Raw genomic sequence first — 13,864 nt, 5'->3', positions numbered from 1 at the left:
AGCGATCCATTTAACCCATGTCTACTTTAAACCAAATATCAAGAGATGATTCTTCTGGTCTATCATTTTGCTGTGGTGGTCCACCTTGAGATCCGCCACGACCACCGCCGCCTTGACCTCCACCAGGTCCGCCCTGACTTCCTCTACCACCGCCACCGCCTTGGCCACCGCCGCCAAAACTGATGTTAGTATCTTTGTCTTTAGATTCTTTTTCCCTTTTTGGAGTAACGATGCCAATGGATAGTTTAGAGAAGTTAGCATTGCTAATTTCCTGTTTAGGAATAACTAGTTCGTATTGAAGTTCTTTGCTGCCTTCATCATAATTATATGTAATGGAAACTCCAAGCTTGTTTAAGTCCAAATGAAACTCTTGTACCAAATCTAGATTGGTAAATTCAGCCATTTTTGGCATCTCGGCAATCAACTTAGCTATGTCAGGTCCTCTTCTTTCATCTTGGTCTAGCTCCTCTCTATTCCCATTTTCTCTATCGTTTCTATTTGGGCGTTCAGGAGGTGCAATATTAATTGGATATTGCACCGAGACATTCTTTTTTCGCTTGCCCTTAACATCAAAATATACGTAAAAGCCTTTATGTAGCATAGTAAGCATTGTTGCTTGATCTACTGTACTTAACTGTACGTGAACATTTTCATCATTAATAAAACTGCTGTAAGTGATGTTGTCTTCTGTATTTTGCGCTTGGCTTGTTGTTAATACTAAAAGTAATAGTAGTTGAATATATAATCTCATGTTTTAAGTGCTATTTGCTTTAATGGATTTCAAACTTAATGCATATAAAGGGGGCATAATTTTAATTTAAGCGAATGGCAGCTATTTTTTAACGAAAGGATACTTGTATTCAGTAGTACATTAACGTGTAACCAAATGTTTTGATAGTTTTAAATATGAAACAACTTGATCTTAGGTATAACAAAAAGAGTCCCAATATTTCTAAAGGAACCCTTTCTTACCAATCAATCAATTAAACCAAAAAACTATTTTTATAGACCTAGAGCTGATATTGCTTCATCATCTTTAGTAAATGCATAGGCTCGCCACGGTCTGCTGTAATTTGTAAATCTCCATAAAACATCGCCACTACTATTTACTTCCCAAATTGTACCTGTACCCTCCGCAATTAGGGTATTCCCATTACTCATTCGCACACCACTACCTAGTCCGTTACTATATAAATCAGAATCTGTAAACTCCCAAATAAGTTCAGGCTCATTATCTTGCCCAGCTATTAATTCAAAAGGGGGACTCAATTGATATTCGGCTACAGCAGATTGATTATCATATTTGTTGTTAACGAATAGCAACATTTTATTATCATCGAATAAGTTTGGATAGTGTACTCTATTTAATGTGACCTCACCAATATTGTCATACGCCAACGGATTTCCAAAACGATAAACTAAATCACCTCCCAAACCATAGTTGCCGCCTGTACTAGAAGCTGCCTCTTCCGTTGAGGTACTATGATCAATTACCCATACCTCACTGTAAAAGTTAACGGTCATATAAAGCAAATCATTTTCTTCGTCTAATGTAATACCGTTTACATGTGTAATATCTCCATCAGTTTGGTCATTATTGTAATTGATGTCAATCAGGTTTGGAACATCTGCCACTACCCCAAAGTTCTCTTTACTTTCATCAAAATCTTGTACAATATGATCTGTAACATGCCATTCCCAAACTACCTCCTGGGTTAATGGGTTTATTTCTATAATAGCATCCGGATAAATATCAAAATTTCCAGAAAATCCCATTTCAGCAGCATCATCTTGACTAACCTGTTCCCAAATAGGGAAAATGATATTTCCGTTAGAAAGGTAATTTACATCATGGTGCGATATATAGGTGTCACTAGAGTAATCAACATTCCAAGCAATAGTTTGATCTGCGTTGATTTTTCTAAAACTACCACCATAACCACCATAGGTAATTTGTGGATTACCTACCTTAATAGTAGCTACTAAACTACCATCGCTAAGTAGCTCGGCATCATTACCCAGTTGGTCTCCATCAAAATCCCAATCGTACAAGCTATTACCATCGTGGTCAATTAAAAATACACCATCATCCGGTGCAACTGCTAGTATATAAGAATCGGAATCTACGGTACTACTAGCCTCTTCTGTTTCGTCGCTGTCGATTGTTGTAGTATCTTCCGAAAGGGTTAAATCATCGCTATCATCGCTACAAGAGATTAATAATAGAATTGATACGCAAACAGAGGTGAAACCTACTTTTAAAACTGATTTTCTCATACTTCTTATATTTAAGATTAGGTAATTTTTGGGTATTCTATTTGTAGCACTAGTTAAGCAACATGATAAATATAGAATTACCATGCATGCAGTATTTTCCCATTCAGCGTAAAGTGAGTATTATTAAGTAAATGGATGGTTTTACTATGTAAACGAATTATGAATAGTTTAAAAAATCATCTAAACGCCTATTTCATTAGTAAACTGCCTTAAATAGTACAGTAAAAAAACAATATCTTTGGAAGGGTAATCAGCAATTAAAACTCATTAAAAGCAATGACATCTAAAGCTAGTATAGAAGTAAACGGACACACGCATGTACTTTATAAAGAAAATGCATTGTCTAAAGAAGAACTCATTGTCAAAAGTGAGGCCTTTTATAAACATTTAGATGAAAGAAGATCTGTTAGAGAATATGCAAATACACCTGTACCAAAAGAAGTAATTGAAACTTTAATAAAAACAGCTTCTACGGCTCCGTCAGGTGCGCATAAACAACCTTGGACCTTCTGTGCTGTTTCTAATACTACATTAAAGGCAAAAATCAGAGAGGCTGCCGAAGCAGAAGAAAAGGAAAGTTATGAAAGTAGAATGAGCGACCGTTGGTTGAAAGATTTAAAACCGATGGGAACAAACATGTACAAGCCCTTTTTAGAAGATGCACCTTGGCTTATTATCGTTTTTAAAAAAGTACATGATTTAGATAGCGATGGTAAAAAGGTAAATAATTACTACGTTAATGAATCTGTAGGTATTGCCGCAGGTATGTTAATAACTGCAATACACAATGCGGGTTTAGTTACATTAACTCATACTCCTAGCCCAATGAACTTTTTAGCAAAGCTATTGGGGAGACCAAGTAATGAACGTGCATTTTTGTTGTTACCGGTAGGCTACCCCAAGACACCAACGTATGTGCCAGATATTGAAAGAAAACCAATAGAAGCTATTTCAGAGTTCTATGAGTAATACTTTAAGTAATGATACTTTAAATCCTATTTAATAATATTTTAGATAGGATTTTTTATTAGCACATTAGAAAGCAGGCATATTAATTCTAATATTTTTGGTAGATGGTTTAATATTCTGATTTACTCTAAATAAATTCTGTGGGTCATAGCTATTTTTAATTTTAACCAGTCTCACATAATTGTGTTTGTAACTAGCTTTAACACGCTCTTGACCTTCATTCATCATGAAATTTGAATATGCCCTAATTTAGAAATAGCCAATATATAAATTGGGTTTCTTATTACTTCATCAAACCTTCTAAGGCGTCAGGGGTTCTTGGTAAATCACTACTTAAAACTTCACAACCATCTTCAGTGATAAGAATCATATCTTCAGTAAATACTGAAATGTTTTCATCATGATTATAATACCAAGGCTCTACAGTAAAAACCATACCTGGTTTTAGAGCTGCAGAGGATAGGTTTGGATCTCCGGTCGAAAGCCCTAAATGATGACCAAAAAACAAGCCAACTTGCATATATTTTTTTGCCTCATCAGGAATAATACTATTAGTTAGTGTCTGTACATCTTTAAATGTAATACCGGGTTTTAGAAACTTAATTATCTCATCTGCTATTTTAGTTTCCATGACAAGAATCTCTTTCTGTCTATCGGTAAATTTACCAGATACGGGAAAGGTTCTACCAATATCACTAACATACTGCTCATACTCACAACCGACATCAAAAATAACCAAGTCGCCTTTATCCATAACTCTATTTCTACGGTTATAGTGGGTTGCTAATATTCTCCAAGGCCAATGAGAATTTGGTCCTGATTTAATTATGGAACCAAAAGCTAGTCGTTGAGAACCGTTAATTTTAAAGTCGCCTTCTAAAATACCTTCTAGGTAACGCTCATCTACACCAGGTTTAATCATTTTTGCAGATTGCTTAATACCTTCTACCGTTATATTAGCAGCCTTGCGAATGATTTCAATTTCAGCTTCAGATTTAATCATACGTACATTGGCAACTGCATCGTACATATTTTCATGTTTCAATTTGGGATGTTTTTTGACCAAGGCCTGTAACAGAACTTGAACAGGAGAATGGGTAGCTATGTAGGCATCAGATGCATAAGAAATGTCACCTTGTCGTCCATTATTAATTAAAATGGTGTTTTCCTTTTTACTTTCAGTATCCATTAGAAGGGTAAAGTCTTCAATAGATGCAAGAGTTACTCCGGTTTTTTCTGTAATATGCTTATCATACAATAAAGGTCTACCTGGAAAATCATTTGTACGAGAGCCATTTTCAAATCGTAAATCTCGTTCAGGAGTGTATATAGTTACTGATTTGTTGGCTACATTCATAACCAAAATGGCATTTGGTAATTCTAATCCGGTGAAGTAATAAAAATCATCTGCCTGTCTAAATGTTTCTCCGAATGAAAATCCGTCATTAGCAGGAATAATCACTATTCCTGTTTTGCCTTGTTCCGTTAAAATATTTATTAGGTTATCTCGTCGTTCTCTTAACTCTTCTTTTGCAAAAGGTAATGCTGTCCATTCAAAATAAGATTGCACGGGAGTTTGGCTAAAAAGAAAGCTTGTGTAGAAAAATAAGATAATGATAGAAGAGGTCGTTTTCATCTTGGTTTGTTATGGTTAGTCCGAATTTCGAGCTTTTTTCTTGAGGATAAACCTCTAGGGATAACTATTATCTAAGTATTAAAGATTTGATAAAATAAGATCAAAATATCATATAATTTTAAATTTAATTAATCAATTTTTGAAATACATTAAAATAATTATAACAAATACTTAATTTCATTAGGATATTATTAAAAAATAGCTTAAGTTATAACAACGATAAAAATTAAAATAATATATGAGGCAACTGAAGATCACTAAGCAAATTACAAACAGAGACACTAAATCATTAGAAAAGTACTTTCAAGAAATATCAAAAATTGATTTGATTACCGCAGATGAGGAAGTGGAGCTAACTAGAAGAATACGCGAAGGAGATCAAAATGCCCTAAATACCTTAGTAAATGCTAACCTACGTTTTGTAGTATCTACAGCAAAACAATATCAAGGTAGCGGATTACGACTTTCAGATTTAATCAATGAAGGAAATATTGGTTTAGTGAAGGCTGCAAAACGTTTTGACGAAACCAGAGGTTTTAAGTTTATATCATATGCCGTATGGTGGATCAGACAATCCATACTACAATCTATTTCTGAGCAATCTCGTATGGTACGTATTCCATTGAATAAAATTGGGGAAATAAGTAAGATAAATAAAGTATTTTCTACGCTAGAGCAATCTTTACAAAGACCACCAAGTACTACGGAAATAGCTAGAGAACTTGATATGAGTAGCACGCAAGTAAAACTTGCTTTAAAAAATTCCGGAAGACACTTGTCTATGGATGCCCCTTTTCAAGAAGGAGAATCATCTAATTTATATGATGTGGTTAGCTCTAAAGATGCAAACAGACCAGATGCCGGTATGATGATGGATTCACTTAAAACAGATCTTAATCAGGCATTAAATACATTACCAAGCAGAGAAAGTGAAATAATTAAACTCTACTATGGAATAGGTGAAAGTCACCCTAAAAGTTTAAGTGAAATTGGCGAGCTTTTTGATTTAACTAGAGAACGTGTTAGACAGCTTAGAGAAAAGGCTGTTCGCAAGCTTCGTAATAAATCTCAAAACGAAGTACTAAAAGCATATTTGTAGAAGACAGTTTAAAATATTAAAAAAAAAGCCGACTTATTTAAGTCGGCTTTTTTATGCATTAAGATGTTGTAAATGAAAACTATTAGTTGTTCCCAATATGTTTTGTTTTCTTTTTCGACTCTTCAGGTTTTATATGTAGACTTGTGGTTTGGGCTATATGGTTTGCCAATATTTTCTCTACCAATTCTTCTTTGGTCAAGTGATGGAAAATGGTTCTTACTTTAGTTTTAAATTCTTCAGATACTTCGCGATTAGGCTTGGTTTTAAAGATTTTTTTAGCCCAAAGTAATGTGTTGTTTTCTTCGATACTCTGTGCATCTGCTTTTTGGTATTTTGAAAAAGAAATACCTAATTCCTTTTCAAAATCAAATACTTCTGCAACTTCTTCTTTTTGTAAAATGGTTAATGAAAGTCCCTTCGCTCCTGCTCTAGCTGTACGTCCGCTTCTATGAACATAGGCATCATAGGTGTCCGGTAAATGGTAATTGACTACATAACCCAATTCTTTAATATCTAAGCCACGAGAAGCTAAATCCGTCGCCACAAGAATATTGATATGCCCTTCTATAAACTGACCCATTATACGATCACGAATTCCTTGAGATAAACTACCGTGCAAAGCACCTGATGAAAATTTATTTATAGCTAATTTTTTAGCCAACTTATTAACTGCCGCTTTTGTTTTACAGAAAATGATACCACGTTGCCCTTCTTTTGTATTTAAAAAGTGCATAAGCACATCTAATTTTTCAATAGGCTCAACTACCACATATTTATGATCAATACCTTTATGTCCAAGGGTTGCCATATCTGCCTCTTTATGTACTACATGTTTAGACATGTAGTTTTGAACCAATTGTTTAATAGCTCCGGACATGGTAGCGGTGAAGAGAAATGTACGTCTAGCTTTAGGTATACCGGCAATAATAGTATCTAAATCTTCTTTCAAAGCAGTGACCATTTCATCGGCTTCATCTAAAACCAAATACTTTAGTTTTTTAATATCAATAGCCTCACGTTTTACCAAATCAACTAAACGACCAGGCGTAGCTACTACAATATGAGTATCTTCTTTTAAGCGTTCTATTTGAGGTTTTATAGGTATACCACCGCATACTGAAGCAATTGATATTGCAGGACTATGTTTGGCATATGAAATTAGGTTGGCATGTATTTGTTGTGCCAATTCTCTTGTTGGTGCTAAAATAACAGCTTGTACTGCTATATTTTCTGTATTGATTAATTGCAGTAATGGTAAGCCAAATGCAGCAGTTTTACCAGTTCCTGTTTTTGCTAATGCAACAAGGTCATCTTTTTTATTTAGGACAACAGGAATACATTTTTTCTGTATATCTGTAGGTACTGTAATTTGTAATTCCTCTAAACTCTGTTGAATTTGTTTATTGATTCCTAAATCCGAAAACTGATTTGACATAAAATAATTTTCGGCAAAGATAGGTACAGTTATTCAGGGAGTAACAACAATCTGTTTATAAGTGATGTAGATTCCCGGTAATGATTCATTTAATCTACCCAACCCCACGGAGCTTCTGGTTCTTCAATCGGCTTAGTAATATCCATTACCACTTTAAAGACACGATCGGTTCCTAATCTTCTTAAATTATAAGTAAAAGTAGAATCGTTTAATGTAATCCACCAAACATTGGTTGCAGCACCAGGTATCATTTTTTGAGTTGCGACATCTGCTGAGAAAAACTGAATATCAGCTTTACCCACATTACTTGCTGTACCACCATAAAAATTCACATCATCTTCAGTGCCGTCTTCATGCCTATGGTCATGTTTTAAGGTAAGTATTCCATCATTTTTAGTTAAAACCCATGTTCTAGATTTATCGTCACCAACATAAAACGGAATCTTAATTTCGTTATCGCTACATGCCCTAACATGCATAACAAGTTTTTTGCCACCAAAACTTTCATTTTCTTCAGGTAATGCTAAACTACCTTCGTATGCCTTACCACAATGAGATTTTAAATTGTTCCAAAATACTTCAGAAGGGCTAGTTTCTTGAGCCATAAGTGGTACTGCAAATAAAAAAATAATGATGTAAAATTGTTGTTTTAGTGTCATGGTGCAGGGTTATATATTTTTTCAAAAATAGGTAAAAGCATTTATAAACTATACTACGATTGCAAAGCCAAGTATTTAATAAAATATGTTAGTTAAAACTGGGAAATTTTAAGTTGGAAATTTATTCAGCAGCTTCCCAACTCTTCCACCTTTCCATCCCCTCTTGATACCATTTATCGCCTTTAATAAAAGATAAATCGTTATTGCGCTCCACTTTAAATTCTATGGGTTGATTATATAACTTTCCGCTTTTCCAAGCATTAAAACAATTGATCAATGTTTCAATTTCTTCATCTTTGGTTAGGTCCATATCCAATCTGTATAAATCTTGAACTAAAGGAATTATTGATGTTTCGGTTTGCTCATCATAATGAATTAAGGGTGATAAGCGAATAATTTGCTCATTAAGTAATTTGTCCGTAGCTACCTGTAAAAACATCATAGCAATATAGTTGGCCGTATCTGGTGGTTGGTATAAAATTGTTTTTGCTTGGTGTAACACCGTTTCTTTAAAGAAGTTGAATTGCGGTTTCCATTTAGAGAAAGCAAATTTCTTTCTTCTAAAAATTAGTGCAATCTGTTTCCAATCCCAAAAGTTTTTTTTCGCTTCAGACGACATTAATGAATTACTGGTGCCTAGAGATATAATCTGAACCGTTTTTAAGTCAACACCTAGTTTATAGGCTTCTATGATTCCAGCTAGAATAGGGTTATTGAATCCGCCTAGGGCACCATCCCATAACTCATAATATATGTTACTTTGCTTAGCTTTAAAACGTGCCGGGAAATCAAAATATTGAACAGGGGCGTTAGATGATCCGTTTATAGCTTGGGTAAGTCTAACGGAATCGTAAGTATCTGGGTTTGTTGAGAACGATTTAAAGAATTTAGCACGATTATTTAAGGCATCATATGTGGCAACTACTATTTTAAGGGATGCTTTACCAATCAGTTTTGGAATTTCATCCATCTGTATTTCATCAATCTGAGGAAATAGATTTTCAAAAGCTTCCTTTTTTTTAGTTGCACTATATTTTGGTCCAAATCCCGCATTAAAAAGGCCTAAATAGTCAACAGGAAAATAACGATCTTTAAAAGAGTTCTTATGAAAAATAAGTTCTCGGTTTTTCTTTTCCTTAAAAAGGGAAATGGCTTTGTCAATGGTATAATTTTCAGCTAAAGCAGCAAGAACGATACTACCACCCGAATTGGCAATTACAAGATCAATTTTCTTTAAAATATCGTGACCCGTTAAATTGCCATATCTATCTTTTAAGGTAAGTAATTGAATAATAGCCCAACTGCCACCACCGTCTAGAGATAGAATTTTGTACATTTTAAATAATAATTTAGGAAATCAAGTTAAGGGATTCAATTTAAAATTGAAAAGGACGTGGGAACTACCTGTATTGCACTTTCTAAAGTTAGAGAAATTAGAAATAAGTTGTTTGTAGAATGTTCTTAGAAATTATAAGGATATTATGTTTTTTTACATTCCTTCCACGCTATTTAAATTAAAGTTCTGTTAATAAAAAAGAATGAACGTTCATTTTCTGTAACTTTGTACCAAGAAATCATAGTTATGGCAGCATTACAGAAAAGCATAGACAAACGAAACGCATTAATTAATGCCACTATAGAGTTGGTGAACAATGATGGATTTCATGCTACACCAATGAGTAAGATTGCAAAAATGGCCTGCGTATCTCCAGCCACCATATATCTATATTTTGAAAACAAACAAGATTTGGTGAATAAAACCTATATAGAGGTTAAGGCTAATTATACGGCTTATGCTTTTGCCACATATGATGAAACTATGCCGGTTGAAGAAGGTTTTAAAGTAATTTGGAAACGTATAGCCGAGTTTAAGTTAAAGGAAAGCGCCGACGCCATGTTTCTTGCGCAATGTGATAATACCCCAATGATAGATGAAGCTAGCAGGCAAGAAGGCATAAAGCACTTGCAACCCCTACTCGATTTATGGGCACGTGGTAAAAAAGAAGGTGTTATAAAACCATTGTCAGATTATATGTTATATGCCTATTCAATTAATCCGCTTTCATTTTTAATGATTACTCAAAACCGAGGTTCTGTAACATTGGATAAGGAGCATTTAGTCCAGGCCTACGAAGCTGCATGGAGCAGCATTAAAACGTGTAAGTAGAATGAAAAAGACAGCCATCATATTAGGAGCTTCGGGTTTAACAGGAGGATTATTGTTGAAGAAATTACTTATTGACGATAGGTACAATACTATAAAATTATTTTCTAGATCAAGAATTGAGGGCTTGCCAAGTAAAGTACAGCAGTTTATAGGAAACCTTTTAGACTTAGAACAGTTTAGAAAAGAATTTATAGCAGACGAAGTGTATTGTTGTATAGGTACTACTGCAAAGAAAACTCCAGATAAAAAACGCTACAAAGAAATTGATTACGGTATACCTGTTGCTGCGGCAAAATTGGCAAAAGAAAATGGAATCCCTACCTACTTAGTGGTTTCTGCAATGGGTGCAAATAAAAAAAGTAAGGTGTTCTATAATAGAACAAAGGGAGAAATGGAGCAAGATGTTGTCAACCAAGGCATACCCCATACATCAATTTTAAGACCGTCATTAATTGGAGGAGAAAGAGATGAACAACGAACACTTGAAAAAATAGGACTAATAGTATTTAAAGCCATTCAGCCGTTATTTATTGGTCCGTTGAAAAAATATAGAATTATCAATGCAGAAAGCATTGCTCAGGCAATGTTGAATTTAGCAAATACAACGAGTAATACCGATGTTATCATAACATCAAACGATATAGAACAATTAGCAAAACGCAACTTAAATTAGAAAGATTAAAATGGAATTATTAGATAAATTAAATTGGAGATATGCCGCTAAAGCTATGAACGGTGAAAAAGTAGCCGAAGATAAAGTAGAACGCATTTTAGAAGCAGCGCGTTTGGCCCCAACATCAAGCGGCTTACAGCCTTTTGAAATTATAGTGGTTAAAAATCAAGATATTAAGGAACAAATAAGACCTGTAGCTTGGAACCAATCTATGATTACCGATTGTTCTCACCTACTTGTCTTTGCAGCTTGGGACACCTATACCGAAGATAGAATTAATTACATGTTCGATCTAACCAATGAGATTAGAGGTTTTAAGAACGAAGGATGGGAAAACTATCGTAAGATGTTACTAGATTCTTATCCACAAAAAGATGAAGAAGAAAACTTTAACCATGCTGCAAAACAAGCATATATCGCTTTTTCACAAGCGATAGCGGCAGCGGCTTTTGAAAAGGTAGATGCAACCCCAATTGAAGGTTTTGATCCTGCTGCGGTAGACAAAATTTTAGGCTTACGTGAAAAAGGATTACGTAGTGCTGTTTTGTTACCACTAGGTTATAGAAATGAAAGTGAAGACTGGTTGGTTAATCTAGTAAAAGTTAGAAAACCAATGAAAGATTTGGTAACGGTTATAGAGTAATCGTTTATCAAACCATAAATAGATATTACAAATTAAAAAGAAGAGAGAAAATGAACAATTTTGAATTTAAGAACCCTACCAAGATTATTTTTGGAAAGGATACCATAGCGAAATTAGAAAGTGAAATTCCTGCAGATGCTAAAGTACTAATGCTTTACGGTGGTGGTAGTATCAAGAAAAACGGTATTTACGAACAAGTTACCAAAGCATTGTCTAATATAGATGTAACAGAGTTTGGCGGTATACCTGCTAACCCTGAATATGCCTTACTTATGGAGGCCTTACAGGTAATAAAAGATAAAAACATTACTTATTTATTAGCAGTTGGTGGTGGGTCTGTAATAGACGGAACAAAATTTTTATCTGCAGCAGCGGTATATGATGGAGATACCCCTTGGGATATACTTACCAAAAATGTGAGAACCAAAAAAGGAATGCCTTTTGGGACCGTATTGACCTTGCCGGCAACAGGTTCGGAAATGAATTCAGGTGCTGTAATTACAAGAGCGGAAACCAAAGAGAAATTAGCCATGGGCGGTCCAGGATTGTTTCCTGAGTTTTCAATTTTAGATCCACAGGTTATTAGTTCAATTCCTGAACGTCAATTAGCAAACGGAATAACAGATGCTTTCACACATGTATTGGAGCAATACATGACCTACCCAATAGGTGCATCTTTACAAGATAGATTTGCAGAAAGTATTTTGCAGACATTAGTAGAAGTTGCTCCTAAAGTATTGAAAGATCCTACCGATTATACACCTGCCGCAGATTTTATGTGGAGCTGTACAATGGCATTGAACGGATTAATTCAAAAAGGAGTTCCTGGTGATTGGGCTGTGCATATGATGGGTCATGAGTTAACCGCATTATTCGGTATTGACCACGCACGTACATTGGCTGTAATTGCACCAAGTCACTACAAATATAATTTTGAAGCTAAAAAAGAAAAATTAGCTCAGTACGGGGAACGTGTTTGGAATATTACCGAAGGTAGTATCGATGACAAAGCATATGCTGCTATTGAAAAGACCGAGGAATTCTTTCATGAATTAGGTATCGATACTAAGTTATCCGATTACACTAAAGAGTATGAAGGCACTGCCGAAGAAATATCTAAGCGATTTACAGATCGTGGATGGAAATTAGGTGAACGTCAGGCTTTAATGCCAGAAGATGCACAGAAGATTGTGAAAATGGCTTATTAGGTTAAGCGAAGTATTTTTAAAAAGGGCTGTCTAATTTAGACAGCCCTTTTTTATTTCCGGTTATACCAATTACAAATCACATATGAATGACTTATCTAGAAGGTAGAATAGTCAAAAACCAATATCTTCGCGCGCATTATGTGGATGTACCTCGGACTTTTAGCAGCGCTTTTTTTAGGATTACACAACTTATGTAAAAAACATGCCGTACAAGGTAATGATGCCTTTTCTGTTCTTTTAGGCACCTTAATTGCTGGTTTTTTATTGTTTTTACCATTATTTATCGGTTCAAAATACTATCCTGAAGAATTACAAGAAATTGATTTATTTGTATCTGATATTTCCTTGAAAACACATGGGTTTATAGTTATAAAAGCCATGATTATGGCTTCTTCTTGGATATTGGCATATCAAGCTTTAAAACATTTACCCATTACCATTGTAACCCCAATACGTTCTGCAGGTCCGTTTTTTACTTTTATCGGTGCGATTTTCATTTATCAAGAACGCCCTAATTTCTGGCAATGGATTGGGTTTTTCCTAATTATTTTTTCCGTATTTCTTTATTCTAGAATTGGTAAAAAAGAAGGTATTCATTTTAAAAGTAATAAATGGATATATGCAATTATTGGCGCTACTTTTTTAGGAGCTTCAAGTGGTTTGTATGATAAGTTCTTAATACAAAGTTTAAATCTGAATCCCCCTACCCTTCAATTTTGGTTCTGTACTTACACCATGTTGATTATAGGAATGGTAGTGGTCATTACAAGAGCTACTAATGCTAATTTAAAAGGTTCTTTTAAATGGCGGTGGACAATACCTATGGTGGGTATTCTTTTACAAACGGCAGACTATTTCTACTTTAAAGCACTACAAGATCCTGAAGCATTGATCATGTTATTATCTGCCATCAAGCGAAGTCAAATATTGATAGCTGTAGTCGTTGGCGGTTTTATCTTTAAGGAACAAAATAAGCGTAAAAAATTAGTGCCGTTAGCGGGTATTATGCTTGGTGTCTTTCTTATTCTTTATTCATAAGAAATTCCGTATTGCTTTCTTCTCATAAGAAAATAGAGTGCTATAATAGGGTTAGCCCGT

The 13,864-nt window shown here is 34.6% G+C and carries 14 protein-coding genes; 7 read left to right on the top strand and 7 right to left on the bottom strand.

Going from position 1 to position 13,864, the window contains the following annotated elements:
* Window positions 1-10: 10 nt before the first annotated feature.
* Together UH1x_RS19340 and UH1x_RS19335 are read right to left on the bottom strand one after the other, a co-directional pair.
* Window positions 11-751: a hypothetical protein gene (locus tag UH1x_RS19340; RefSeq protein WP_482623694.1), complete on the bottom strand. Its 741-nt coding sequence runs from the start codon at window positions 749-751 to the stop codon at window positions 11-13.
* A gap of 251 nt (window positions 752-1,002) precedes the next feature.
* Window positions 1,003-2,277 carry an arylsulfotransferase family protein gene (locus tag UH1x_RS19335; protein WP_482623692.1) on the bottom strand — a complete coding sequence of 425 codons (1,275 nt, stop codon included), beginning with the start codon at window positions 2,275-2,277 and terminating at the stop codon, window positions 1,003-1,005.
* A gap of 276 nt (window positions 2,278-2,553) precedes the next feature.
* Between UH1x_RS19335 and UH1x_RS19330 the strand changes: the two genes are divergently transcribed.
* On the top strand, window positions 2,554-3,246 hold the full coding sequence (locus UH1x_RS19330; protein WP_482623690.1) for a nitroreductase family protein: 693 nt from the start codon (window positions 2,554-2,556) through the stop codon (window positions 3,244-3,246).
* A 66-nt stretch (window positions 3,247-3,312) separates the two neighbouring features.
* Here UH1x_RS19330 and UH1x_RS19325 read toward each other — a convergent pair whose 3' ends face one another.
* A complete protein-coding gene (locus UH1x_RS19325) occupies window positions 3,313-3,495 on the bottom strand; it encodes a BBE domain-containing protein (protein WP_316930801.1) in 183 nt (60 codons plus the stop codon).
* Between the two features lie 34 nt (window positions 3,496-3,529).
* On the bottom strand, window positions 3,530-4,882 hold the full coding sequence (locus UH1x_RS19320; protein ID WP_482623688.1) for an aminopeptidase P N-terminal domain-containing protein: 1,353 nt from the start codon (window positions 4,880-4,882) through the stop codon (window positions 3,530-3,532).
* A 238-nt stretch (window positions 4,883-5,120) separates the two neighbouring features.
* Here UH1x_RS19320 and UH1x_RS19315 point away from each other — a divergent pair, with 238 nt between their 5' ends.
* Entirely contained in the window at window positions 5,121-5,981 is an 861-nt protein-coding gene (locus UH1x_RS19315; protein ID WP_036154549.1) for a sigma-70 family RNA polymerase sigma factor, read from the top strand.
* An 82-nt stretch (window positions 5,982-6,063) separates the two neighbouring features.
* Here the strand turns inward: UH1x_RS19315 and UH1x_RS19310 are convergent, their stop codons facing one another.
* The 3 genes from UH1x_RS19310 to UH1x_RS19300 form a co-directional block, all read right to left on the bottom strand.
* Complete coding sequence (locus tag UH1x_RS19310) at window positions 6,064-7,416, bottom strand: DEAD/DEAH box helicase (protein ID WP_482623686.1); 1,353 nt, start codon at window positions 7,414-7,416, stop codon at window positions 6,064-6,066.
* 89 nt (window positions 7,417-7,505) lie between these two features.
* Window positions 7,506-8,075, bottom strand: a complete 570-nt coding sequence (locus UH1x_RS19305) for a hypothetical protein (RefSeq protein ID WP_482623684.1) — start codon at window positions 8,073-8,075, stop codon at window positions 7,506-7,508.
* 121 nt (window positions 8,076-8,196) lie between these two features.
* A complete protein-coding gene (locus UH1x_RS19300; RefSeq protein ID WP_482623682.1) occupies window positions 8,197-9,411 on the bottom strand; it encodes a patatin-like phospholipase family protein in 1,215 nt (404 codons plus the stop codon).
* A 246-nt stretch (window positions 9,412-9,657) separates the two neighbouring features.
* Between UH1x_RS19300 and UH1x_RS19295 the strand changes: the two genes are divergently transcribed.
* The 5 genes from UH1x_RS19295 (at window position 9,658) to UH1x_RS19275 (ending at window position 13,804) form a co-directional block, all read left to right on the top strand.
* A complete protein-coding gene (locus UH1x_RS19295) occupies window positions 9,658-10,242 on the top strand; it encodes a TetR/AcrR family transcriptional regulator (protein WP_482623680.1) in 585 nt (194 codons plus the stop codon).
* A 1-nt stretch (window position 10,243) separates the two neighbouring features.
* A complete protein-coding gene (locus tag UH1x_RS19290; protein ID WP_482623678.1) occupies window positions 10,244-10,915 on the top strand; it encodes an NAD(P)H-binding protein in 672 nt (223 codons plus the stop codon).
* 10 nt (window positions 10,916-10,925) lie between these two features.
* Window positions 10,926-11,558 carry a nitroreductase family protein gene (locus UH1x_RS19285; protein ID WP_482623676.1) on the top strand — a complete coding sequence of 211 codons (633 nt, stop codon included), beginning with the start codon at window positions 10,926-10,928 and terminating at the stop codon, window positions 11,556-11,558.
* 50 nt (window positions 11,559-11,608) lie between these two features.
* The gene (locus UH1x_RS19280; protein ID WP_482623675.1) at window positions 11,609-12,766 is read left to right on the top strand and encodes an iron-containing alcohol dehydrogenase; all 1,158 of its coding nucleotides are present in this window, start codon (window positions 11,609-11,611) and stop codon (window positions 12,764-12,766) included.
* Window positions 12,767-12,904: 138 nt separating this feature from the next.
* On the top strand, window positions 12,905-13,804 hold the full coding sequence (locus tag UH1x_RS19275; protein WP_482623673.1) for an EamA family transporter: 900 nt from the start codon (window positions 12,905-12,907) through the stop codon (window positions 13,802-13,804).
* Window positions 13,805-13,864: the final 60 nt, after the last annotated feature.

It is taken from the genome of Maribacter sp. UH1, assembly GCF_056839145.1.
Note: the sequence above shows the minus strand (reverse complement) of the source record. Positions and strands in the feature narration are given on the sequence as shown.

What these genes read in the sequence shown, in the direction of transcription:
- UH1x_RS19340 (WP_482623694.1), bottom strand. Translation starts at nt 751, where the DNA reads ATGAGATTATATATTCAACTACTATTACTTTTAGTATTAACAACAAGC.
- UH1x_RS19335 (WP_482623692.1), bottom strand. Translation starts at nt 2,277, where the DNA reads ATGAGAAAATCAGTTTTAAAAGTAGGTTTCACCTCTGTTTGCGTATCA.
- UH1x_RS19330 (WP_482623690.1), top strand. Translation starts at nt 2,554, where the DNA reads ATGACATCTAAAGCTAGTATAGAAGTAAACGGACACACGCATGTACTT.
- UH1x_RS19320 (WP_482623688.1), bottom strand. Translation starts at nt 4,882, where the DNA reads ATGAAAACGACCTCTTCTATCATTATCTTATTTTTCTACACAAGCTTT.
- UH1x_RS19315 (WP_036154549.1), top strand. Translation starts at nt 5,121, where the DNA reads ATGAGGCAACTGAAGATCACTAAGCAAATTACAAACAGAGACACTAAA.
- UH1x_RS19310 (WP_482623686.1), bottom strand. Translation starts at nt 7,416, where the DNA reads ATGTCAAATCAGTTTTCGGATTTAGGAATCAATAAACAAATTCAACAG.
- UH1x_RS19305 (WP_482623684.1), bottom strand. Translation starts at nt 8,075, where the DNA reads ATGACACTAAAACAACAATTTTACATCATTATTTTTTTATTTGCAGTA.
- UH1x_RS19300 (WP_482623682.1), bottom strand. Translation starts at nt 9,411, where the DNA reads ATGTACAAAATTCTATCTCTAGACGGTGGTGGCAGTTGGGCTATTATT.
- UH1x_RS19295 (WP_482623680.1), top strand. Translation starts at nt 9,658, where the DNA reads ATGGCAGCATTACAGAAAAGCATAGACAAACGAAACGCATTAATTAAT.
- UH1x_RS19290 (WP_482623678.1), top strand. Translation starts at nt 10,244, where the DNA reads ATGAAAAAGACAGCCATCATATTAGGAGCTTCGGGTTTAACAGGAGGA.
- UH1x_RS19285 (WP_482623676.1), top strand. Translation starts at nt 10,926, where the DNA reads ATGGAATTATTAGATAAATTAAATTGGAGATATGCCGCTAAAGCTATG.
- UH1x_RS19280 (WP_482623675.1), top strand. Translation starts at nt 11,609, where the DNA reads ATGAACAATTTTGAATTTAAGAACCCTACCAAGATTATTTTTGGAAAG.
- UH1x_RS19275 (WP_482623673.1), top strand. Translation starts at nt 12,905, where the DNA reads ATGTGGATGTACCTCGGACTTTTAGCAGCGCTTTTTTTAGGATTACAC.